Raw genomic sequence first — 22,238 nt, 5'->3', positions numbered from 1 at the left:
AAAAATTAGTTAAGACTGTTATCAGGTCAGACCACTTTTTTACGTTTACCAGGGGACAGTTATGAGTCAGGCATTACCGCTTATCACCCGCCAGGGCGATCGCATTGCCATTGTCAGCGGGTTACGCACGCCTTTTGCCCGCCAGGCGACGGCTTTTCACGGCATTCCCGCGATTGATCTTGGGAAAATGGTTGTCGGTGAACTGCTGGCTCGCAGCGAAATTCCACCTGAAGTCATCGAGCAGTTAGTTTTCGGTCAGGTCGTGCAAATGCCGGAAGCACCAAACATCGCCCGTGAAATTGTGCTCGGCACCGGCATGAGTGTTCATACCGACGCATACAGCGTCAGCCGCGCCTGCGCAACCAGCTTCCAGGCCGTCGCCAACGTCGCAGAAAGCCTGATGGCGGGCACTATTCGCGCCGGGATCGCCGGTGGCGCAGATTCTTCCTCTGTCTTGCCGATTGGCGTGAGTAAAGCGCTGGCCCGCACGCTGGTAGATGCCAACAAAGCCCGCACGTTGGGGCAGAAACTCAAACTCTTCTCTCGTCTGCGCCTCAAAGATTTGGCCCCCGTGCCGCCTGCCGTGGCCGAGTACTCCACGGATTTACGCATGGGCGACACCGCCGAACAAATGGCGAAAACCTGGGGCATCACCCGTGAACAGCAGGATGCGCTGGCGCATCGCTCGCATCTTCATGCAGCCAAAGCCTGGGCCGACGGCAAGCTGACGGACGAAGTGATGACCGCCTATGCACCGCCGTTTCGCGAGCCGTTCGCGCAGGACAATAACGTGAGGACCCATTCCTCCCTGGCAGACTACGCAAAGCTGCGTCCGGCCTTTGACCGCAAACATGGCACGGTAACCGCTGCCAATAGCACCCCGCTGACCGATGGCGCGGCGGCAGTTATTCTGATGACGGAATCTCGCGCAAAAGAGCTGGGCCTGAAGCCGCTCGGCTACCTGCGAAGCTACGCGTTTACCGCGATTGATGTCATGCAGGACATGCTGCTGGGGCCTGCGTGGTCTACACCGCTGGCACTGGAGCGTGCCGGGCTGACGATGGCCGATTTAACCCTGTTTGATATGCATGAAGCTTTCGCCGCCCAGACGCTGGCGAACCTGCAACTGATGGCGAGCGAGCGCTTTGCGCGTAACGTGCTGGGCCGCAGTCATGCGACCGGCGAAGTGGACGACAGTAAATTCAACGTGCTGGGCGGCTCCATTGCCTACGGACACCCTTTTGCAGCGACAGGTGCGCGCATGATCACTCAAACTCTCAATGAACTGCGCCGTCGCGGCGGTGGTTTTGGTCTGGTGACTGCCTGTGCGGCCGGTGGCTTAGGCGCAGCCATGGTTCTGGAGGCTGAATAATGGAAACGACATCCGCATTTACTCTGACTGAACGCCTCGATAACGTGGCGGTCATTACCCTCGACGTTCCAGGCGAAAAAATGAATACCCTGAAGGCCGAGTTTGGTGTTCAGGTGCGGGCTATCCTCAAGCAAATCCGCGACAACAAAGCCCTGCGCGGCGTGGTGTTCATCTCCGCCAAACCGGATAACTTTATCGCCGGAGCCGACATCAACATGATTGGCAACTGTACGTCGGCGCAGGAAGCCGAAGCGCTGGCGCGTCAGGGACAGCAGATCATGGCGGAGATCCATGCTCTGCCAATCCCGGTCATTGCCGCGATTCACGGCGCCTGTCTCGGGGGCGGTCTCGAGCTAGTGTTAGCCTGTCACAGCCGCATTTGCACCGATGATGCAAAAACGGTACTGGGTTTGCCGGAAGTACAATTAGGCCTGTTACCGGGTTCAGGCGGTACGCAACGCCTGCCGCGCCTGGTTGGCATCAGCACCGCGCTGGACATGATCCTCACCGGGAAACAGCTTCGCGCCCGGCAGGCATTAAAAGTCGGTCTGGTGGATGACGTCGTACCGCACGCTATCCTTCTCGACGCGGCGATTGAGCTGGCTAAACAGGAGCGCCCGACCAGCCGACGTCTGCCGGTGCGGGAACGCATTCTGGCAGGCCCGCTGGGACGCAGTCTGGTGTTCAGCCTGGCGGCGAAAAAAACAGAGCAGAAAACGCAGGGGAATTATCCCGCCACCGGGCGTATTTTGAAGGTGCTCGAAACGGGTCTGGCGCAGGGCAGTAGTAGCGGGTATGCCGAGGAAGCCCTGGCGTTTGGCGAGCTGGCGATGACGCCGCAGTCAAAAGCGCTGCGCTCTGTCTTCTTTGCCAGCACTGACGTGAAAAAAGATCCGGCTGCTAACGCCGATCCGCAGCCGCTGCATTCGGTGGCGGTTCTGGGCGGGGGCCTGATGGGCGGTGGTATTGCGTTTGTCACCGCCAGCAAAGCGAAATTGCCGGTCCGTATAAAGGATATCAATGCCAACGGCATCAACCATGCGCTGAAGTACAGCTGGGAGCTGCTTGATAAGAAGGTGCGTCGCCGCCATATCAGAGCCAGTGAACGCGACAGCCAGCTGGCGCTGATTTCCGGCACCACTGATTACCGCGGTTTTGCCCATCGCGACATAGTGATTGAAGCGGTGTTCGAGGATTTATCCTTGAAACAACAAATGGTGGCGGAAGTGGAAGCTAACTTTGCGCCGTACACTATTTTTGCCTCTAACACATCGTCGCTGCCGATTGGCGATATTGCTGCGCAGGCGCAGCGTCCAGAACAGGTGATTGGTCTGCATTTTTTCAGTCCGGTAGATAAAATGCCGCTGGTTGAAGTCATTCCCCATGCAGGCACATCGGAAACCACGATTGCCACCACTGTTAAGCTGGCGAAACAGCTCGGTAAAACACCGGTGGTGGTAGCGGATAAAGCCGGTTTTTACGTCAACCGCATTCTGGCACCCTATATCAATGAGGCGATGCGGCTGCTGACGGAGGGCGAATCCATTAAAAAAATTGATGGGGCGCTGACGAAATATGGCTTCCCGGTAGGCCCAATCCAACTTTTGGATGAGGTCGGAATCGATACTGGAACTAAAATTATTCCAGTACTGGAAAGCGCTTACGGAGAACGTTTCAGCGCACCTGCAAATATCATTAGCGCAATTTTGAACGACGATCGCAAAGGCAGAAAAAATGGTCGCGGTTTCTATCTTTACGCTGCAAAAGGGCGTAAAAGCAAAAAACAGCCTGACCCTGCAATTTATACGCTTATTGGCGGCGGGCAGAAAGGAACGCTGTCTGGGCAACAGATTGCCGAGCGCTGCGTGATGATGATGCTCAACGAAGCCGCACGTTGCTTTGATGAGCAGGTGGTGCGTAGCGCACGCGATGGTGACATCGGTGCGGTGTTTGGTATTGGTTTTCCACCCTTTTTGGGTGGCCCGTTCCGCTATATGGACAGCATTGGTGCGGGGGAAGTCGTGGCGATTCTGCAACGCCTGACGACGCAGTATGGATCACGGTTCACGCCGTGTGACGCATTAATCAGGATGGCAGAACAGGGCCTGGCCTTTTGGCCCGCAAATGAAACTGAGACGTTAAGTTGAGGTCAAATAAAGGTAAATCCAAGAGAGTCATAACGCTGCTGTATGGTTATTTTGTAAACAGAGATTGACTATACTTACGCCATTAAGGTAAAAAACAGCGTTTCATTCAACGAATGGATCAGGCACAATGCCCGACCACCGAATAGACAGCATATTTAATGCGTGTGTCTTTCCCCGGTGCTTCTGGTTAACAAAAGCGGTGCAATATGCAAGTTTTTATTATGCGTCACGGCGACGCTGCCCTCGATGCAGCCAGCGACTCGGTTCGTCCCCTTACCACTTGTGGTTGCGATGAATCCCGTCAGATGGCGAACTGGCTGAAAGGTCAAAAAGTGGATATTGAGCGCGTTCTGGTCAGCCCGTTCTTACGAGCAGAGCAAACGCTGGATGTGGTGGGGGAGTGCATGAACCTGCCAAAAGAGATCGATGTCCTGCCCGAACTCACGCCTTGCGGCGATGTGGGGCTGGTAAGCGCCTATTTGCAGGCGTTGGCGAACGAAGGTGTTGCCTCTGCGTTGGTGGTCTCTCACCTGCCGCTGGTCGGCTACCTGGTGTCTGAGCTCTGTCCGAGTGAAGCTCCGCCGATGTTCTCGACATCCGCCATTGCGAACGTCACGCTGGATGCCAGCGGGCAAGGTCTGTTCAACTGGCAGATGAGTCCCTGCAATCTGAAGATGGCCAAAGCCATCTGAGTAAAAGGCGGGTGAGCCGTGCGCTTCCCGCCACTTTTCCCCGTTTTGTTCTCCACCACGTTGTAACTCTACATAATTTGAGTGACAGGACAACATGTCTCTGACGTGTTGAACAGGCGCAGCCAACGCACCTGTAGCTTGGAGTATGACGAGTTAAGGTATTTCTGGTGGCTGCCACTCTTCTACTTCAATCAACACTACCAATGCGGCGTCTCCGCCATACTCTTTTGGTGCCTGATGAAACGCCATCACGTGTGGGTGCTGTGCCAGCCACAGCGGCGTCTGCTGCTTCAGAATATGTTTCCCGTGTCCGTGCATCACGCAGGCGCAAAACACATGTTCACGACGGCAGGCTGCAATCAACGCACCTAATTCCTGCTTGGCCTGCATCTGGGTCAGTCCGTGCAAATCAAGATACAGCTCCGGTGAATAATCTCCACGACGCAGTTTCTTAGCCTCAAAATGGCTTACGTCCGCACGCACGTATTTCATCGCGCCTTCGGTATTCAGCAGCGGCTGAAATTCATCGGAAAAATAGTGACTGTTATCGGCCTGCTCCTGAAGCAAACGCTTTACCGGCACTTCAGTGATTTTCTTACGCGCCGGGCGATGGACAATGGTGTCCTGTTTAATCTTGCGGGTTCCGGTCATCAGCTGACGGAACAGCGCCTGATCCTCTTCGCTCAGTGAGGTTTTCTTCTTCATTCTTTCATCTCATTTTCGCTTTGCGACAGTTTACCCGACTCTCTTGGCTTACAGGCAGAGAAAACGCATTTTTTCCCCGCTCTCATGACGCAAGAATGCTGATTTATCGGCGTCTTCATGGCAAACTAGCCGCCGAATTTCAGCGATGGGCCCTGGAGGGGAAAGTGGATAAAATATTTGTCGATGAAGCAGTCAATGAGCTGCATACCATTCAGGATATGTTGCGTTGGTCGGTGAGCCGCTTTAGCGCCGCGGGCATCTGGTACGGTCATGGCACAGACAACCCGTGGGATGAGGCGGTTCAGCTGGTGCTGCCGTCGCTCTATTTACCGCTGGATATTCCGGAAGACATGCATACGGCGCGTCTGACCTCCAGTGAAAAACACCGTATCGTTGAGCGCGTGATTCGCCGCGTTAACGAGCGTATTCCCGTCTCCTATCTGACCAATAAAGCCTGGTTCTGCGGCCACGAATTCTATGTGGATGAACGCGTACTGGTTCCGCGTTCGCCGATTGGTGAACTCATCAACAACCGCTTTTCTGGCCTGATTGCTCATCAGCCTGAACATATTCTGGACATGTGTACCGGCAGTGGCTGCATTGCTATCGCCTGTGCATACGCCTTCCCGGAAGCGGAAGTCGACGGCGTCGATATCTCCCCGGATGCGCTGGCGGTGGCTGAGCAAAATATCGAAGATCACGGTCTCATCAATCACGTTACGCCAATCCGTTCCGACCTGTTCCGCGACCTGTCGAAAGTACAGTACGACCTGATCGTGACCAACCCGCCGTACGTTGATGCAGAAGACATGGCAGACCTGCCGAACGAATATCGCCATGAGCCGGAACTGGGTCTGGCGTCAGGCTCTGACGGCCTGAAACTGACGCGCCGCATTCTGGGCAATGCGCCGGATTACCTGACTGACGACGGCATTCTGATTTGTGAAGTCGGTAACAGCATGGTACATCTGATAGAGCAGTATCCTGACGTTCCGTTCACCTGGCTTGAGTTTGATAACGGTGGCGACGGCGTCTTCATGCTCACCAAAGCGCAGCTTCTGGCTGCCCGCGAACACTTCAGCATCTATAAAGACTAATTAAAATTCGATGGAGCCGTGATGGCAGGAAACACAATTGGACAACTCTTTCGCGTAACCACCTTCGGCGAATCCCACGGTGTGGCCCTCGGCTGCATCGTGGACGGCGTACCGCCGGGCATTCCTTTGACGGAAGCTGATCTGCAGCATGATCTCGACAGACGTCGCCCGGGAACCTCGCGTTACACCACGCAGCGTCGCGAACCAGACCAGGTGAAAATCCTGTCTGGCGTGTTTGAAGGCGTAACCACCGGCACCAGTATTGGCCTGCTGATTGAGAATACTGATCAGCGCTCCCAGGATTACAGCGCCATAAAAGATGTATTCCGCCCGGGCCACGCTGATTACACCTACGAACAAAAGTACGGCCTGCGCGACTATCGCGGCGGCGGGCGTTCTTCCGCTCGCGAAACCGCGATGCGCGTAGCGGCAGGGGCGATCGCTAAAAAATACCTCGCAGAGAAATTCGGCGTGGTTATCCGCGGTTGTATGACCCAAATGGGTGATATTCCTCTGGAAATCAAAGACTGGAGCCAGGTGGAACAGAATCCGTTCTTCTGCCCGGATCCGGATAAAATCGACGCGCTCGATGAACTGATGCGTGGCCTGAAAAAAGAAGGCGACTCGATTGGGGCGAAAATCACTGTGGTCGCTGACGGCGTGCCGCCAGGTCTCGGTGAGCCGGTCTTTGACCGCCTGGATGCCGATATCGCGCACGCGCTGATGAGTATCAATGCGGTGAAAGGCGTGGAAATTGGCGATGGCTTTGACGTTGTCAGCCTGCGCGGCAGCCAAAACCGTGATGAAATCACCAAAGAGGGATTCCAGAGCAACCATGCCGGTGGCGTACTGGGCGGGATCAGCAGCGGACAGCAAATCATCGCTCACATGGCGCTGAAACCGACCTCGAGCATTACCGTACCGGGTCGCACGATCAACCGTTTCGGTGAAGAAGTGGAAATGGTAACCAAAGGTCGACACGATCCGTGCGTGGGGATCCGTGCGGTGCCAATAGCAGAAGCGATGCTGGCTATCGTGCTGATGGATCATCTGCTGCGCCAGCGCGCGCAAAATGCGGATGTGTCCACAACGCTGCCTCGCTGGTAAGCCTTTCCGGGGATACGCGGGAAAATGAAAAAAATCGTCATTGCGCTGCTGGCTTTGCTGGCAAGTCACGCGGGTGTCGCCGCCACGCCGTGGCAAAAAATCACTCAGCCAATTCCGGGCACTGCTCAGTCGATTGGTGCTTTTGCCAATGGCTGTATCGTCGGGGCGGAAGGCTTGCCGCTGCGTTCCGATAACTATCAGGTGATGCGTACCGATCAGCGTCGCTATTTCGGCCATCCGGATTTGATTCTGTTCATTCAGCGGCTCAGTAACCAGGTGCACAACCTGGGACTGGGAACGATGCTGATTGGCGATATGGGGATGCCCGCGGGCGGACGCTTTAATGGCGGTCACGCCAGCCATCAGTCCGGGCTGGACGTCGATGTTTTCCTGCAACTTCCGCAGACTCGATGGACTTCGGCGCAGCTGTTAAAACCGCAGGCGCTGGATTTAGTGGCCGCTAATGGCAAGCGTGTGGTGCCGTCGCTGTGGTCGCCAAAAATCAGCGCGCTGGTTAAACTCGCCGCCAAAGATAACGACGTGACGCGCATCTTCGTCAACCCGGCTATCAAACAGCAGCTGTGTCTGGATGCAGGTACCGACCGCGACTGGCTGCGTAAAGTGCGTCCGTGGTTCCAGCATCGTGCCCACATGCACGTGCGTTTACGCTGTCCGGCGGGGAGCCTTGAGTGCGAAGATCAGGCGCCACCTCCTCCGGGTGATGGCTGTGGCGCAGAGCTGCAAAGCTGGTTCGAGCCACCGAGGCCGGGAACAACCAAACCTGTGAAGAAAACGCCGCCACCGTTGCCGCGTTCCTGCCAGGCGCTACTGGATGAGCATGTCCTTTAATGGAACATTTCACTGAGATATTTATGGTGTCACCGTTATGGCTGGTGGCACTTTTCTTTATCGCATTACTGGCAGGATTTATTGACTCTCTGGCGGGCGGCGGTGGCCTGCTGACCATTCCGGCGTTGCTGGCGGTGGGTATGTCTCCGGCCAACGCGCTGGCGACTAACAAACTGCAGGCCTGCGGCGGTTCAGTGTCATCTTCGCTCTATTTTGTTCGCCGTAAAGTCGTAAGCCTCGCGGACCAAAAACTCAATATTCTGATGACGTTTATCGGCTCAATGAGCGGGGCGCTGCTGGTTCAGCATGTGCAATCCGACGTTCTGCGTCAGATCCTGCCGCTGCTGGTGATTGGCATCGGCCTGTATTTCCTGTTGATGCCGAGGCTCGGAGAAGAAGATCGCCAGCGTCGCTTACATGGGCTGCCGTTTGCACTGGTCGCCGGTGGCTGTGTCGGTTTCTATGATGGCTTTTTCGGCCCCGGAGCGGGCTCATTTTATGCGCTGGCGTTTGTGACGCTGGCCGGTTTTAATCTCGCCAAATCTACCGCGCACGCCAAAGTGCTTAATGCCACCTCAAACGTTGGCGGTTTGCTGCTGTTTATCATTGGCGGCAAGGTGATTTGGGGAACCGGTTTTGTGATGATGGCAGGACAATTTTTAGGGGCGCGAATGGGATCGCGACTGGTGCTCAGCAAAGGACAAACGCTGATCCGGCCGATGATCGTCATCGTTTCGGCGGTGATGAGCGCTAAACTTCTCTATGACAGTCACGGGGCGGAGATCCTCCAGTGGTTGGGAATTCATTAATGCAACAACACCATTTTCAGCAGCTGATCGACATATTCGATAGCTGTTTTGCTGATGATTTTAATACCCGTCTGATTTCAGGCGAAGACGAACCGATTTATCTTCCTGCTGATGACGATGCACCGTACAACCGCATCGTCTTTGCGCACGGCTTTTATGCCAGCGCCTTGCACGAGATTTCGCACTGGTGTATTGCCGGTGCCGAGCGCCGCAAGCTGGTGGATTTCGGTTACTGGTACTGCCCGGATGGACGCGATGCGAAAACGCAGGGTCAGTTCGAAGATGTGGAAGTCAAGCCACAGGCGTTCGACTGGCTGTTTTGCGCCGCCGCAGGTTTTCCGTTCAACGTGAGCTGCGACAATCTCGAAGGGGATGTTGAGCCTGACCGCATCGTATTCCAGCGTCGGGTTCATGCGCAGGTGATGACGTATCTCGCAGAAGGGATCCCGGCGCGTCCGGCGCGCCTCATCGCGGCATTACAAAAATATTATCAAACGCCGACGTTAACGGCGGAACACTTCCCCTGGCCGGAAGATCTAAATTGAGGAAAGAAGATGATCGCAGAATTTGAATCGCGCATTCTGGCGTTAATTGATGACATGGTAGAGCACGCCAGCGACGATGAACTGTTTGCCAGCGGCTACCTCCGCGGCCACCTGACGCTTGCGGTCGCAGACCTGGAAGCGGGTGACGATCACTCTCCGGAAGCGGTGTATGAAAAAGTGACCCAGAGCCTGGAAAAAGCCATTCACGCCGGTGAACTGAATCCGCGCGATCAGGCGCTGGTGCTCGGCATGTGGGACACTCTGTTCCAGAAGGCAAAATTTAAGTAAGTTTAAGATGAAAATGCCCGGCGGCGCTGCGTTTGCACAGGACTACAGGACATTGTAGGCCGGGCAAGCATTGCGCCACCCGGCGAAAAAAAGCCCCCGATTGCAAAATCGAGGGCTTTTTTATGCCTGACGGTTTACCAATAAAGCGGCCAAACCTGACGTAAACGCGCCATGGCTTCGAGATAGAAATAATCACCCCAGCTACAGCACTGATCCACGCCTTTGCCGCTCGCCATGTGATAGACCGAATGCTTGAGCAGGCCTTCGCACGGCTCGTCGTCGCGAGCGAGATAGTTTTCGGTAAGCGACTTCATGATGCGCAGCGCCATTTCTTCATAATGTGCGCGATGCGGATCCAGCGTCGGTAATGCCTTTACCAGCTCCAGCAGACCACAAACGGCAATAGCCGCAGCGGAGCTGTCGCGCACGGCATCCGTTCCCAGCAGTGCTAAATCCCAATGGCAAACTTCATCTTCCGGTAGGCGGTTGAGGAAGTAGTGCGCAAGGCTGCGCGTGAGTTCGACCATGCTGCTGTCACCGGTATGCAGGTAGCTCAGCATAAAGCCGTAAATTCCCCACGCTTGGCCGCGAGACCAGCATGACGTGTCACTGTAACCCTGATGCGTGTTACCGAAGCGCGGTTCACCGGTCACCACGTCCATGTAGTAAGTGTGATACGTCGAGGCATCCGGGCGCACGATATACTGCGCGGCCTGCTCGACGTGAGCTGTCGCAGCTTCGGCATAGCTCGGGTCGCCGGTTTGCTCGCTGGCCCAGTACAGCAGCGGCAGGTTCATGTTGCAGTCGATAATCATCCGGCCTTGTTGCTCGGGATCGTTCAGATCACCCCAGGCCTGAATAATTTTCGCGGTCGGGTTGAAGCGTTCCATCAGTGTATCGGCGGCCTGTAATGCCGTGCGGCGCGCGTCTTCGTCGCCGGTCAGTCGCCACGCGCTGACACAGGAAAGTGAGTACAGAAAGCCCAGGTCGTGTGTCGCGGTTTCAATGCGTTTCTCAATGCGTTCAGCAAACGAGGGCAGGGTGCGCTCTGCTGCTTCACGGAAACGCTCTTCGCCGGTCATTTCCCACGCCAGCCACAGTTGTCCGGTCCAGAAGCTGGTGGTCCACTCCACGTTTTTGGTCCGTGGCCAGATGCCGTTTTCACAGGCTTCGCCAGGAAAACTGTCGCCAAACGCGGCAATATTGGTATCCAGTTTTCGCGTGATACGCGTCAGGGCGGCGTCCAGACTTTGACGCAGTGCAGGCCGGTCGATGGCATACAGCTCAACGGGGCGCAGCGGCTCGGTAACAACAGAACGAGTCATGACTTCTCCTTAATGACTTTTTGCAGGGGCAATGGATACCGCGTCCAATGTCTGCGCGTCCTCGGGATGAGGATCGCGCTCTGAGCGGCAGCGTGAAAGGGTAAGAGTGGAAATTAGCGTAAAGAGCAAGGCGCAGCAGCCCATCATCAGGTAGGTCTGCTCGAAACCAATTTTGGCGTACAGATAGCCCGCAGGCGGCGCGACAACGACGGAACCGACGTAGATCATCGCCTGATAGCCGAGCAGGTACATGGTGGCGTTGACCTTCTTGTGGAAATGCTCGGCGATATATTTGAACACCGAAATCAGCAGCAGGGCGATCTCCACGCCGTACAACGGTTTGATTATCGAGATAGCCAGCGGATCGGTCGTCAGGACAGAGGCAATAAGACGTGAACCGACCACCAGACCACAGAGTAATAATCCTTTTTTGGCGCCGTACCGGTTCACCAGCATCGGGACAAACATCATCATCACAAACTCAGTGCCGGACTGGATCATGCTCAGGTAGCCGTACCACACATTTCCCTGTTCTTTGGTGCTAAAAAACGAGACGAAGTAGCGCGGGAACTGCTGTTCGGCGACAAACATCATCCAGGCCACACCGGCGACATACAGGCTGAACATCCAGAATTTGCGGTTTTTCAGCAGTAAGATGACATCGCCGAAGACGATTTTGTTGTCAGAGATAACGTTATTACTGCGCAGTTGCTCATCGCCGATTTTCAGGCTGATCAACATCAGCAGCATCAACACCGAGGTACCGCTACTGACGAGGAAGTTCGCCAGTGGCGTGAGGTTAAACAGAACGCCAGAAAGCGATGCCGCCAGCGCCCAGCCAAGTGATCCCCACATACGAATGCGGCCAAATTCGAGATTATACAAACGGCTGAAGCGGTCTGCGTAAGATTCCGATGCCGCCACGCCAGCGTACCAGCCGAGGCTTAGATACAGGGCGCCGATAATAATCCCGACAAGGGTATGGCTCAGCAGTAACGGCTGATAGACGAAGATAAAAAATGGTGCCATCAGCGTAGACACGGCACAGACAAAATAGAGCAGCCATTTGCTCATGCCGATTTTGTCCATGATGTAGCCGTATACCGGCTTCATGATTACCGCAAATACGCCGTTGATGGCGAAAACGCTGCCGATGGTGATGCTGTCCAGACCGACTTTCTGGCTTAACCACAGGGCATAAAGCCCAAAGCTGGAAGACCAGGTAAAGAAGTAAAGAAAGATAAAGCTGCTCATCTTAATTTGCGCAGTGCGCGAAGTTGTCGCGGTCATGATTGTCTCCTCAGTCTCACGGCAGTACGGTCAGGGGAAAGTGCGTTTTCTGTGTGGCCGACGTCAGGTGAATAACGCCTTGATTAACACTGACTTCGGGGGGACGGGTGACGTTGAAATCCTGCGGAATTCCGGCCCATACGGCGCTTATCAGCAAATGTGTACCGCGTAATAATTCACCGCGAAGTACCGGCACGGCGGCGCGGTCGGCAAACAGCAGGTTACTGTTCGGTGGGGTTAATACCACCTCGCCCTGACGGCGTTTTTCACTCAGACACACAATGACGCTGGTGTCGTGCTCGCCGGTCAGACGGCTGGTGCCGGCTTCCAACAGTTGTTGCGGCTGCGGGCGGGAATTGATGCTGAAGCCGCCTTCGGCGCAGTCCAGTTCACGGGCGGTTTGCAGCAGATGCACGCGGACCTGCCAGTTGCCGTGCGCGACCAGCCAGCTGTCGACGGTGACGTCATTCCACGGCAGCCAGCGGCTGTAGATGTAATTTTCATGTACGCTGACCTGCTGGCATTCGCGGCGTCCGCGCCAGTAGTTGTCCTTTTCACTGAGCAGCAGCATCGAGTCCGGTGAGGCGTGCGCCAGGCCAAAGCGCCCGCGTTCGACGTTAAAGGCATAGCGCGTCGAGTAGGCAAATTTGCAGTACTTCGCTTCGGTGTTGACGAAGTTGTTCCGCTCCAGCTGGCCAGACGTCAGCATCCATAGATGATTAGGCTGGTGGACCAGGATCTGTGCAGCTTTCGGGATAGCGTGCGGCGTTTCGCGTGGCGGCAGCGGTTCTTCTTTGGCCTGCCAGAAGTCGCTGTTTTCGCCCAACGCCAGCACCAGCACGGTTTTTAGCGCCCAGTACGGCGAGCCTGGCGCGTTATAGTCTTCGGCCATGATCAGGTTTGGATAGCTGTAGCCGACGCTCAGCACGCCGTCGCGGTCGAACGGCTGTTGCTGTTGCCACCAACGCAGATGGCGCAACACCAAGCCTTTAAGAATGCCCGGTGAATACACCTCCAGCCCAGTAAATGCGGCGGCGCTCCAGAATGCGGCCTGCGCAAAGCGGTAGGTTAGGCTGCGACCAAACGGAATCGCGGCGCCGTCTTCGTCAAAGAAATGGATAAAATCTTCGGCAAAGACGGTGGCGCGTTCACGTAATAAGGCACAGCGCTGCGGATCGGCCTCTTTCATCAGCCTGGAATAAATCAGACCGTAGAAGTGGAAACCCATCGAAATGTAGTAATCGCGTGGGCGCTCCGGGCCGTCGCTGTACCAGCCGTCGCCGAGCCAGTAATGTTCCATCGCCGCAAAATGGCGCTCAATGGCTTCGTGGTTGACGGGCATTCCGGCGTGATGAAAACCGACCTGCACCAGAATGGGAAAGAAATGCCAGTTGTTGTCTGGAATAGTGGCGGTTTCGCTTTGTTTCAGCCATTGCCACAGATGCTGTTTTTCCTGCTCGTTGAAGTGCGCCAGCAGCGGCTGATGTGCCAGCGCCAGCAGCAGACCGTAGGCGGCCATTTCGACTACCCGCTGATCGCTATGACCAATTTCGCCCCAGTATTCCGGGTGCGCCGGATGGGTGCCGTTTTTAATGGTCTGAATATACAGAGACAGCTGCTCAGGTTCCTGTCCGCCCGCCAGTAATGGCGTGACGCCCCATAATAAACGGGAGAATGCTTCCATATTGGCGATGCGCTGGCCGTAATGAGTGGTGAAATTCGCCAGATCCACGCCGCTGGCGTTATTTTTAAAAAAGGGGGTGACCGAATTCAGTATTTCATTCACCCATTGGGTGAGGTCACTGCGCTGTTGTAAAGGATTTTCAAAGGTAATGTGTTCAGGTTGCACGAGGCCCTCCCGTCAGACACGAGAAAATTAAACGTTATTGTTATTGGACTTTTACCGCGACTGAATCAGGCGGCGAAACCAAGCCTAGCCGCTTTTCTTTCAATGGCTGAGTGAGCAGGTTCACAAAAATGAACCGCTATTTTAAATTCGCTGGATTTTCCCTGCTGAGAGGGCAATAAATTGCAAACCGTAGGCTAAAAATTTAATTTTGTTGTCATGGTGGCGGAATGAGCGATGTACAGTTACTGGAAAGAATAACCTTAGAAAAGCAGGCGATTTCTTTTAACCGGATGTGGGGGTCCAGCGCGGTCTATTATCACTGGCATCAGTGCGTGGAGTTTCTCTATATTTCACAAGGCTACGGCATTGTGGTGGTGGACAATCAGCACTACACCGCACGCCCCGGCAGACTGTTTATCTTCCCGCCGTTTCGCCTGCACAAAGTCCATGTCGATGACAGCGAGCGTAACCATTATCACCGCTCCACTATGCATATCGAGCAGTCGGCGGTGGAAAGCAATCTACAGCAGTTTCCGCGTTTTCAGGCTCAGTTTGCCCGGCTAGCCGTCAGCAGTGCCCCCGCTCAGGCGTATGATCTGAGCGAGCACGCGGGGTATATGGAAACCGTTCTGGCACAGTTTGCGGCACTGGAGTCCAGAGAACACTATCCGGCCGACGACGTGGCTTTTTTGGTTATGCAGATTATGTCGCTACTGCCCGCGTTACCGCAGACCAGTGCGCCGCAGCAGCAAACAGCGTCGGCGCAAATCATGCAGTGGCTGGAAGCGCATTACAGCGAGAAGTTTTCGCTGGAGGATTTGGCGCGGGATATTGGGCTTTCGCGCAGCTATACGTCACGTATTTTCCGCCAACAGACAGGGGGGAGTATTCACGAGTATTTGCTCACCCGGCGGTTGAAGCGCAGCTGTGATTTGCTGCGCACCCGTGAAATGAGCGTCGATGCTATTGCGGCGAAAGTCGGTTTTCAGGAGGTAACCTACTTCATCACATGCTTCAAACGGATGATGCACCAGACGCCGTTGCAGTATCGCAAACAGGCGCAGCAGCGCATTAATCTGCTTTGATAACCGCTTTGCCTTTCAGCAGTTTACGCACCCACAGCCGGTTCGGATTCAGCGCTGCCAGGGTTCTGGCGTCGAGTGGCAGCGGTTCATGGCTCATCTGTGAAGCCAGAATTTCTGCTGCCAGCGGGGCAGAGCACAGGCCGCGTGAACCAAGGCCACCGAGCATGAACAGGTTGTTGTGAACAGGCGCGGATTTGGCATTGTCGCGGTTGTCAGCCAGCGTGGCGTAGGTGTCCAGCGTTTGCGGATAATCCGGCACGTTGCCCAGCATGGGTAAATGATCGCGTGTGGCGCAGCGCACGCCGCAGCGAGCTTCACCGTCACTGACATCGACTTCCTGTGCCCACGTGGCACTCGGGAAACAATCGAGCAAACGCTGCCGATTATGCTGCTGATCGTCTTCGCTGTAGGCCATGTCCGTTTGCCCGCGATGGTAGCTGGCACCAATGCAGTGCTGCTGATTGTGGGGATTTTGCGGCGTGAGATAGCCGTCGTAACACAGCACCTGATGTAACTTTGCCAGCTCCGGCGTGGTCGGAATATGGCTGACCTGACCGCCCACCGCAGATACCGGCAGCTCCGCCGTTTGCGAGAACTGATTAATCTGATAACCGTTGGCGAGCACCACGCTGGCGTGATGTTTTGTTTCGCCGTTCGCAAAATGCAGCGCCCAGCCGTTGGTCTGCGCATCGAGCGTTTCATTTCGATGATTCCAGTTAACGTTCAGCCCATTCTGACAGGCCAGCTCGATAACCGCCGCTGTGAGCTGTGCCGGACATAGCCAACCGCCGAGTGGGTACTGAATGCCTGCGCAGCCCGTTTCGATACCAAGTGTGCGCTGCACTTCGGCCTCATTCACTTCAACAGCAATTTCTGGTGGCAGCGCGAGCTTCAGCATCTGAGCAATTTTGTGTCTGCTTTTTTCATCCCAGCCAAGCTGCGTCACGCCACACCAGTCATGATCAAAAGCAACGGGCAGGGAATCGTACAGACGGCGCGCAAAGGTAAACGCCGCCGGGAAGAAGGTTTCCATCGCCGGATCGTGAGCGCTTAGTAGCGGGTAGAGCGCGCCCTGGCGGTTGCCGGATGCGCCTTGTGCAGGAACGTCGTCTTCGCAATACAGCGTGACCTGCCAGCCGCGGCGCAGCAGTGCCAGAGACAGCAGTGCACTGGCAATACCACCGCCGATAATCGCTGTTTCTCGGGTTTCACTTCCGGAGCGGGCAAACCACGGCGCCGTGGCTGTGGCTGGTTGAGTATCATCCCGATACCCGGTCAGCATTTCTCGTTTGCGGCCAAAGCCTTTGCTCTTTTTCATGCAAAAACCGGCGTCGTTTAAGCCGCGACGCACAAAGCCCGCCGAGGTAAACGTCGCCACCGTGGCGCCGGGACGCGCCAGTTTTGCCATCGCGTTAAACAGCGTTGGCGTCCACATATCCGGGTTTTTAGCGGGCGCAAAACCGTCGAGGAACCACGCATCGACCTGCTGATTCAGGGAGTCATCCAGAGTGCCGATCCGTTCATTAATATCGCCAAACCACAGATCCAGCGTGACCCGACCTTCATCCAGTATTAAGCGGTGACAACCGGAAAAAGGCAGTGGCCATTGCGCCTGTAATTGCGCGGCAAAATCAGCCAGTTCAGGCCAGTGCTGATGAGCAAGTTTCAGGTCGTTCAGACGCAGCGGGAATTTTTCGAAACTGATGAAATGCAATCTTTGTAGCGTAGCGTCAGGCTGCGAGTCGAGAAAAGTCTTAAATGCCTGCCAGAGAGTGAGGAAATTCAATCCGGTACCAAATCCACTCTCGGCAACCACCAGGTGGGGACGATCGTGAGATGTAAAGCGCTCCGTTAGCCGGTTTCCCTCAAGAAAAACGTATCGAGTCTCTTCCAGTCCGTTATCATTAGAAAAGTAGACGTCATCAAAATCTCGGGAAACAGGTGTACCCTCACTATTAAATTCGAGGTTGGCAGGTTGTATGGCGTTTTGTTTCACGTAAGTTACTCGCAGTGCAAGGCGTCCAGCGATCTTAGCGATGTGTGCCGGGTGGCGCAAATTTATACTTAATTTGTCTGATCGGACTTGTTCAGCGTACAAGTGTACGCTATTGTGCGACTCGAAACTTAAAATAGTATATGACTTACAGAGGTATTGAATGAAACGTGCAGTGATTACTGGCCTGGGCATCGTTTCCAGCATCGGTAACAACCAGCAGGAAGTCCTGGAATCTCTGCGTGAAGGACGCTCGGGGATCACTTTCTCTCAAGAATTCAAAGATTCTGGAATGCGTAGCCACGTGTGGGGTAACGTCAAACTGGACACCACGGGTCTAATCGACCGCAAAGTGGTCCGTTTCATGAACGATGCCTCTATCTATGCTTACCTCTCTATGCAGCAGGCTGTTGAAGATGCTGGATTGAAAGAAGACGTTTATCAGAACAACCCACGCGTGGGCCTGATTGCAGGTTCCGGTGGCTCTTCTAAATCTCAGGTATTCGGCGCAGACGCAATGCGTAGCCCGCGTGGCCTGAAAGCGGTCGGTCCTTACGTTGTGACCAAAGCGATGGCTTCTGCGGTTTCCGCGTGCCTCGCCACCCCGTTCAAAATTCACGGTGTGAACTATTCCATCAGCTCTGCTTGTGCGACTTCCGCACACTGTATCGGTAGCGCGGTTGAGCAAATTCAGCTGGGCAAACAGGACATCGTATTTGCGGGCGGCGGCGAAGAGCTGTGCTGGGAAATGGCCTGTGAGTTCGATGCGATGGGCGCACTGTCTACCAAGTACAATGAAACCCCGGACAAAGCGTCCCGTACCTATGATGCGAGCCGTGACGGTTTCGTTATCGCAGGCGGCGGCGGTATGGTTGTGGTTGAAGAACTGGAACACGCTCTGGCGCGTGGGGCACATATCTACGCAGAAGTGGTTGGCTACGGCGCAACCTCTGATGGCGCAGACATGGTTGCTCCGTCTGGCGAAGGTGCAGTACGCTGCATGAAGCTGGCGATGGACGGTGTTGATTCTCCAATCGACTACCTGAACTCCCACGGTACTTCTACGCCAGTTGGCGACGTGAAAGAACTGGGCGCAATCCGTGAAGTCTTCGGTGACAACACTCCAGCAATTTCTGCAACTAAAGCCATGACCGGTCACTCTCTGGGTGCCGCAGGCGTTCAGGAAGCAATCTACTCTCTGCTGATGCTGGAACACGGCTTCGTTGCCCCAAGCATCAACATCGACGAGATGGATGAGAAGGCTGAAGGCCTGAACATCGTGACTCAGCCGACCGAGCGTCAGCTGAACACCGTGATGTCTAACAGCTTCGGCTTCGGTGGTACTAACGCCACTCTGGTTATGCGTAAGCTGAAAGCGTAATTAATACGCCTGATATATGAAAGGAGCCAAAAGGCTCCTTTTTTATGCCTGTGATTCAGCATTGACAGCCACTGCGATCCGCAGGCAAACTTCAGCCCTAACATTGTCATCGCGATAATGCGTAAGCGTTTAACGTCATCCAACGCACCTTAATCCTGATGTTCAGGTAGAGGGGGCGTGGCATTTACCCGCCTTACTCTGCGTTATGGAGTAATGCATGTCTGCAGTAACAGAATCTGTAAAATCCTCTTCAGCGAATACTTCGCTGTTTCGCATCGCCTTTGCGGTGTTCCTCACCTATATGACCGTGGGCCTGCCTTTGCCGGTTATTCCGCTGTTTGTGCATAACGAACTCGGTTACGGCAACATGATGGTCGGTTTTGCCGTCGGTATTCAATTCCTCGCGACAGTTTTAACGCGCGGCTATGCCGGGCGACTGGCGGATCAGCGCGGGGCTAAACGCTCAGCGTTGCAGGGAATGTTCGCCTGCGGTCTGGCGGGCGGAGCGTGGCTGCTGGCGGCCCTGCTACCGATTGGCGTCGAAGGTAAGTTTGCACTGCTGGTCGTTGGACGTCTGATCCTCGGTTTTGGCGAAAGCCAGCTGCTGACCGGGACGTTGACCTGGGGCATGGGGCTGGTGGGGCCAACGCGTTCCGGCAAAGTGATGTCATGGAACGGGATGGCGATTTACGGCGCGCTGGCGGCCGGCGCACCGCTGGGTTTACTCATTCACAGCCATTTCGGTTATGCCGCACTGGCGGGAGCCACCATGGTGCTGCCGCTGCTGGCCTGGGCGTTTAACGGCCCGGTGCGGAAAGTCCCTGCTCATGCTGGTGAACGTCCGTCGCTCTGGAGCGTCGTCGGCCTTATCTGGAAACCGGGTATGGGTCTGGCCTTACAGGGAGTGGGCTTTGCGGTGATCGGCACCTTTATTTCGCTCTATTTTATGAGTCACGGCTGGGCAATGGCGGGCTTTACGCTGACCGCTTTTGGCGGTGCGTTCGTGCTGATGCGCATTCTGTTTGGCTGGATGCCGGACCGTTTCGGCGGGGTAAAAGTGGCGACGGTCTCACTGCTGGTGGAAACCGTGGGTCTGCTCCTGCTGTGGCAGGCGCCAAATGCTTGGGTTGCGCTGGCGGGCGCGGCATTAACCGGGGCCGGTTGTTCGCTTATCTTCCCGGCGCTGGGCGTTGAGGTGGTGAAACGTGTACCGCAGCAGGTGCGCGGCACGGCGCTTGGTGGTTATGCTGCTTTTCAGGATATCTCATACGGCGTTACCGGGCCGCTTGCAGGGCTGCTTGCGACCTCGTTTGGTTACTCATCGGTGTTCCTGGCTGGCGCGATTTCCGCAGTAGTCGGGATTGTGGTCACCCTGGTGTCGTTTCGTCGGGCTTAGAACAGGATCCACAGCAGGAAGATTATCACCAGTAGCCCAACCAGCATCAGACCTGGGCGGGCTGACATCGCCTTCATGTTATCGATCAACGGCGTGAACGGATTAAAGATCGGTTGAATATAACGGGTGTCGACGGTGTCCTGTGCGCGTTCGACGCGTTTGAGGAATACCTGATTCAGCAGATCCTGCACCTGCGCCTGAGTTAACACCGTTTGCGGCGTCGCCTGCCAGGTTTGCTGGGCATAGTCACGCAGAACGTTAAATTCCTGCGTTTCCATCGGTTGTTTCAGCGCCGCCTGCAGCGTGTTAAGCGTCGGGGCTTTCTGGTCGCTCAACGTTTGACGCGCCTGCAGCCAGGTCATCAGCTGGTTGAAGTGTTTCGCCGGGATAAGATCGCCGGTTTTCACCCCTGAAAGCTCAAGCATCGACTGCCAAATCATCTTGCTGGATTCCCCGGTCGCCGCGGCCACCTTAGTCACCATCTGATTCAGCGTGTTGTGCTCGGCAGGCAGTAACGACCTGTCCGTTGCCGGGCGCTGTTGAGGCTGCGGAATGGCCAGCTCGTTGTTTTGCAGCAGCTGCAGGACATTTTTAAGCTGATCGGGCGTCAGCTGGCTTAACGTCGTGTGGCCATACTGCTGGCGAATAAAATCGCTCACCGCCTGACGGTTATTGCCCTGGCTCAACAGCTCGGTCAACTGCGCAACAATCTGGCGCACTTCGTGAGTCTGCTGAGCGCTGACCAGACGCTGATTGAGATTCTGTTCCGCGGCGGGGAAGTGCCTTGAGAGCAGCTGCGCATCATTCTTCAGACCCAAATCGTGTTTCATCCCGGCCCATACCCCGGCGCTTTGCTGCGACGTCAGCGCAACAAGACGCGTGATCAGCCGTTCGAGCACGGTGCGCTGCTGGGTGGAGAGTGGTTGCTCGCCGATGTGACTCGTCGTTGTTGCTTCCCCCGGGGGGCGGGCGGGCACGCCTGAAATAGGTTGCGTCATGATAAATCCTGAATGTCCGTCGGTGTTCTCAAGGCTCAGTGTTCCTGGCCGCGAGATTATGGCACACTTCCCCGGTTAACTCTCGTTCCAGACAGGTACTGTACCGTGAAAATCCTTGTTGATGAAAATATGCCCTATGCCCGCGAGCTGTTCAGCCGTTTGGGTGATGTAAAGGCGGTTCCTGGCCGTCCAATTCCACAGCATGAGCTGGATGATGCCGATGCGTTAATGGTGCGCTCAGTCACCAAAGTGAATGAGGCGCTGCTGGCAGGGAAGGGGATCAAATTTGTGGGTACCGCAACCGCGGGTACCGACCATGTCGATGAGAAATGGCTGACGCAGGCCGGAATCGGTTTTTCTGCAGCCCCTGGATGCAACGCCATCGCGGTGGTGGAGTATGTCTTTTCATCGCTGCTGATGCTGGCCGAACGTGATGGTTTCACGCTGGCTGATCGCACCGTCGGGATCGTCGGGGTGGGTAACGTCGGCGGACGTTTGCAAAAACGCCTTGAGGCTCTGGGTATTCGCACGTTGTTATGCGATCCACCGCGTGCTGATAACGGCGATGAAGGTGATTTCCGCAGCCTCGACGACCTGGCGCAGAATGCCGACATTCTGACTTTCCACACGCCGCTGTTTAAAGACGGGCCGTATAAGTCGTTGCATCTGGCCGATGAAGCGCTAATTTCGCGCCTGAAGCCTGGCACTATTCTGATAAACGCCTGCCGTGGACCGGTGGTAGATAACGCCGCACTGCTCAAATGCTTACAGGCAGGACAGGATTTAAGCGTAGTGCTGGACGTCTGGGAGCCGGAGCCTGAACTCAATACCGAACTGCTGTCTCTCGTTGATATTGGCACCGCACACATTGCGGGCTATACGCTGGAAGGCAAAGCACGCGGCACCACTCAGGTGTTTGAGGCCTACAGCGAGTTTATTGGCAATCGCCACCAGGTATCGCTGGATACGCTGCTCCCTGCGCCGGAATTCGGCCGGATTACGCTGCACGGTCCGCTCGATCAGGCGACGCTAAAAAGGCTGGTGCATTTGGTGTATGATGTGCGCCGCGATGATGCGCCGCTGCGGAAAGTGGCGGGTATTCCGGGTGAGTTCGATAAGCTGCGTAAAAACTATTCTGAACGCCGCGAGTGGTCTTCGCTGAACGTACTGTGTGACGACGAGCAGGCTGCCGTTTTACTCAAAAATCTGGGATTCAACGCCGTTCATCACGCAGCGCATTAATGTCTTCTTAATACGCCCGGCCAGATACTCTGGCCGGGCGGCTATTTTTATTTCTGGAGTAAACCACC

At 55.5% G+C, this 22,238-nt stretch carries 19 protein-coding genes; 13 read left to right on the top strand and 6 right to left on the bottom strand.

Features of this window, described 5'->3' with window-relative positions:
- Nucleotides 1-61 precede the first annotated feature (61 nt).
- The 3 genes from fadI to sixA all read left to right on the top strand — a co-directional run bounded on the left by fadI (nt 62) and on the right by sixA (nt 4,211).
- On the top strand, nt 62-1,372 hold the full coding sequence (gene fadI / locus MUU46_RS10035) for an acetyl-CoA C-acyltransferase FadI (protein WP_258965444.1): 1,311 nt from the start codon (nt 62-64) through the stop codon (nt 1,370-1,372).
- A complete protein-coding gene (fadJ, locus tag MUU46_RS10030; RefSeq protein WP_258965443.1) occupies nt 1,372-3,519 on the top strand; it encodes a fatty acid oxidation complex subunit alpha FadJ in 2,148 nt (715 codons plus the stop codon). Before fadI ends, fadJ begins: the two co-directional genes overlap by 1 nt.
- A 206-nt stretch (nt 3,520-3,725) precedes the next feature.
- On the top strand, nt 3,726-4,211 hold the full coding sequence (gene sixA, locus MUU46_RS10025; protein ID WP_159760476.1) for a phosphohistidine phosphatase SixA: 486 nt from the start codon (nt 3,726-3,728) through the stop codon (nt 4,209-4,211).
- Nucleotides 4,212-4,364: 153 nt separating this feature from the next.
- Here the strand turns inward: sixA and smrB are convergent, their stop codons facing one another.
- Entirely contained in the window at nt 4,365-4,916 is a 552-nt protein-coding gene (gene smrB, locus MUU46_RS10020) for an endonuclease SmrB (RefSeq protein WP_258965442.1), read from the bottom strand.
- Nucleotides 4,917-5,080: 164 nt separating this feature from the next.
- On the opposite strand from smrB, the gene prmB reads away from it, so the two are divergent.
- From prmB to MUU46_RS09990, 6 genes are read left to right on the top strand one after another with little or no spacing between them, the layout of a single operon-like run.
- Nucleotides 5,081-6,013, top strand: a complete 933-nt coding sequence (gene prmB, locus MUU46_RS10015; protein ID WP_159760474.1) for a 50S ribosomal protein L3 N(5)-glutamine methyltransferase — start codon at nt 5,081-5,083, stop codon at nt 6,011-6,013.
- A 21-nt stretch (nt 6,014-6,034) separates the two neighbouring features.
- Nucleotides 6,035-7,120, top strand: a complete 1,086-nt coding sequence (gene aroC, locus MUU46_RS10010) for a chorismate synthase (protein ID WP_159760472.1) — start codon at nt 6,035-6,037, stop codon at nt 7,118-7,120.
- A gap of 24 nt (nt 7,121-7,144) precedes the next feature.
- Nucleotides 7,145-7,969, top strand: coding sequence for a penicillin-insensitive murein endopeptidase (mepA, locus tag MUU46_RS10005; RefSeq protein WP_258965441.1), 825 nt, complete (start codon nt 7,145-7,147; stop codon nt 7,967-7,969).
- On the top strand, nt 7,969-8,778 hold the full coding sequence (locus tag MUU46_RS10000; protein ID WP_159760468.1) for a sulfite exporter TauE/SafE family protein: 810 nt from the start codon (nt 7,969-7,971) through the stop codon (nt 8,776-8,778). Before mepA ends, MUU46_RS10000 begins: the two co-directional genes overlap by 1 nt.
- On the top strand, nt 8,778-9,323 hold the full coding sequence (locus tag MUU46_RS09995; RefSeq protein ID WP_159760466.1) for an elongation factor P hydroxylase: 546 nt from the start codon (nt 8,778-8,780) through the stop codon (nt 9,321-9,323). Before MUU46_RS10000 ends, MUU46_RS09995 begins: the two co-directional genes overlap by 1 nt.
- Before the next feature lie 9 nt (nt 9,324-9,332).
- Nucleotides 9,333-9,611 (top strand): YfcL family protein, encoded by a 279-nt coding sequence (locus tag MUU46_RS09990; RefSeq protein ID WP_159760464.1) that lies wholly within the window; start codon nt 9,333-9,335, stop codon nt 9,609-9,611.
- 134 nt (nt 9,612-9,745) lie between these two features.
- Here the strand turns inward: MUU46_RS09990 and MUU46_RS09985 are convergent, their stop codons facing one another.
- From MUU46_RS09985 to MUU46_RS09975, 3 genes are read right to left on the bottom strand one after another with little or no spacing between them, the layout of a single operon-like run.
- Nucleotides 9,746-10,936 carry a glycoside hydrolase family 88 protein gene (locus tag MUU46_RS09985; protein ID WP_159760462.1) on the bottom strand — a complete coding sequence of 397 codons (1,191 nt, stop codon included), beginning with the start codon at nt 10,934-10,936 and terminating at the stop codon, nt 9,746-9,748.
- Between the two features lie 9 nt (nt 10,937-10,945).
- Nucleotides 10,946-12,226 carry an oligosaccharide MFS transporter gene (locus tag MUU46_RS09980; protein WP_258965440.1) on the bottom strand — a complete coding sequence of 427 codons (1,281 nt, stop codon included), beginning with the start codon at nt 12,224-12,226 and terminating at the stop codon, nt 10,946-10,948.
- Nucleotides 12,227-12,242: 16 nt separating this feature from the next.
- Nucleotides 12,243-14,075 (bottom strand): DUF2264 domain-containing protein, encoded by a 1,833-nt coding sequence (locus MUU46_RS09975; protein WP_258965439.1) that lies wholly within the window; start codon nt 14,073-14,075, stop codon nt 12,243-12,245.
- A gap of 227 nt (nt 14,076-14,302) precedes the next feature.
- On the opposite strand from MUU46_RS09975, the gene MUU46_RS09970 reads away from it, so the two are divergent.
- The gene (locus MUU46_RS09970) at nt 14,303-15,160 is read left to right on the top strand and encodes an AraC family transcriptional regulator (RefSeq protein WP_258965438.1); all 858 of its coding nucleotides are present in this window, start codon (nt 14,303-14,305) and stop codon (nt 15,158-15,160) included.
- On the opposite strand, the gene mnmC is transcribed toward MUU46_RS09970, so the two are convergent.
- Nucleotides 15,147-17,156 carry a bifunctional tRNA (5-methylaminomethyl-2-thiouridine)(34)-methyltransferase MnmC2/FAD-dependent 5-carboxymethylaminomethyl-2-thiouridine(34) oxidoreductase MnmC1 gene (mnmC, locus tag MUU46_RS09965; protein WP_258965437.1) on the bottom strand — a complete coding sequence of 670 codons (2,010 nt, stop codon included), beginning with the start codon at nt 17,154-17,156 and terminating at the stop codon, nt 15,147-15,149. The two genes, MUU46_RS09970 and mnmC, sit on opposite strands and share 14 nt — an antisense overlap.
- A gap of 160 nt (nt 17,157-17,316) precedes the next feature.
- Between mnmC and fabB the strand changes: the two genes are divergently transcribed.
- Nucleotides 17,317-18,534 carry a beta-ketoacyl-ACP synthase I gene (gene fabB / locus MUU46_RS09960; RefSeq protein ID WP_159760454.1) on the top strand — a complete coding sequence of 406 codons (1,218 nt, stop codon included), beginning with the start codon at nt 17,317-17,319 and terminating at the stop codon, nt 18,532-18,534.
- A gap of 217 nt (nt 18,535-18,751) precedes the next feature.
- Nucleotides 18,752-19,930, top strand: coding sequence for an MFS transporter (locus MUU46_RS09955; protein WP_258965436.1), 1,179 nt, complete (start codon nt 18,752-18,754; stop codon nt 19,928-19,930).
- On the opposite strand, the gene flk is transcribed toward MUU46_RS09955, so the two are convergent.
- Nucleotides 19,927-20,928, bottom strand: a complete 1,002-nt coding sequence (gene flk / locus MUU46_RS09950) for a flagella biosynthesis regulator Flk (RefSeq protein WP_159760450.1) — start codon at nt 20,926-20,928, stop codon at nt 19,927-19,929. The genes MUU46_RS09955 and flk overlap by 4 nt on opposite strands.
- 105 nt (nt 20,929-21,033) lie before the next feature.
- Between flk and pdxB the strand changes: the two genes are divergently transcribed.
- The gene (pdxB, locus tag MUU46_RS09945; protein WP_258965435.1) at nt 21,034-22,170 is read left to right on the top strand and encodes a 4-phosphoerythronate dehydrogenase PdxB; all 1,137 of its coding nucleotides are present in this window, start codon (nt 21,034-21,036) and stop codon (nt 22,168-22,170) included.
- Nucleotides 22,171-22,238: the final 68 nt, after the last annotated feature.

The organism is Scandinavium tedordense, assembly GCF_024764965.1.
In the GTDB taxonomy this organism is placed as follows: Bacteria; Pseudomonadota; Gammaproteobacteria; order Enterobacterales; family Enterobacteriaceae; genus Scandinavium; species Scandinavium tedordense.
The sequence above is the reverse complement of the archived record's forward strand: the minus strand, read 5'-3'. Positions and strand labels throughout refer to the sequence as shown.

Coding starts and splice junctions, on each gene's coding strand:
- fadI (WP_258965444.1), top strand. CDS start 62: ATGAGTCAGGCATTACCGCTTATCACCCGCCAGGGCGATCGCATTGCC.
- fadJ (WP_258965443.1), top strand. CDS start 1,372: ATGGAAACGACATCCGCATTTACTCTGACTGAACGCCTCGATAACGTG.
- sixA (WP_159760476.1), top strand. CDS start 3,726: ATGCAAGTTTTTATTATGCGTCACGGCGACGCTGCCCTCGATGCAGCC.
- smrB (WP_258965442.1), bottom strand. CDS start 4,916: ATGAAGAAGAAAACCTCACTGAGCGAAGAGGATCAGGCGCTGTTCCGT.
- aroC (WP_159760472.1), top strand. CDS start 6,035: ATGGCAGGAAACACAATTGGACAACTCTTTCGCGTAACCACCTTCGGC.
- mepA (WP_258965441.1), top strand. CDS start 7,145: ATGAAAAAAATCGTCATTGCGCTGCTGGCTTTGCTGGCAAGTCACGCG.
- MUU46_RS10000 (WP_159760468.1), top strand. CDS start 7,969: ATGGAACATTTCACTGAGATATTTATGGTGTCACCGTTATGGCTGGTG.
- MUU46_RS09995 (WP_159760466.1), top strand. CDS start 8,778: ATGCAACAACACCATTTTCAGCAGCTGATCGACATATTCGATAGCTGT.
- MUU46_RS09990 (WP_159760464.1), top strand. CDS start 9,333: ATGATCGCAGAATTTGAATCGCGCATTCTGGCGTTAATTGATGACATG.
- MUU46_RS09985 (WP_159760462.1), bottom strand. CDS start 10,936: ATGACTCGTTCTGTTGTTACCGAGCCGCTGCGCCCCGTTGAGCTGTAT.
- MUU46_RS09980 (WP_258965440.1), bottom strand. CDS start 12,226: ATGACCGCGACAACTTCGCGCACTGCGCAAATTAAGATGAGCAGCTTT.
- MUU46_RS09970 (WP_258965438.1), top strand. CDS start 14,303: ATGAGCGATGTACAGTTACTGGAAAGAATAACCTTAGAAAAGCAGGCG.
- fabB (WP_159760454.1), top strand. CDS start 17,317: ATGAAACGTGCAGTGATTACTGGCCTGGGCATCGTTTCCAGCATCGGT.
- MUU46_RS09955 (WP_258965436.1), top strand. CDS start 18,752: ATGTCTGCAGTAACAGAATCTGTAAAATCCTCTTCAGCGAATACTTCG.
- flk (WP_159760450.1), bottom strand. CDS start 20,928: ATGACGCAACCTATTTCAGGCGTGCCCGCCCGCCCCCCGGGGGAAGCA.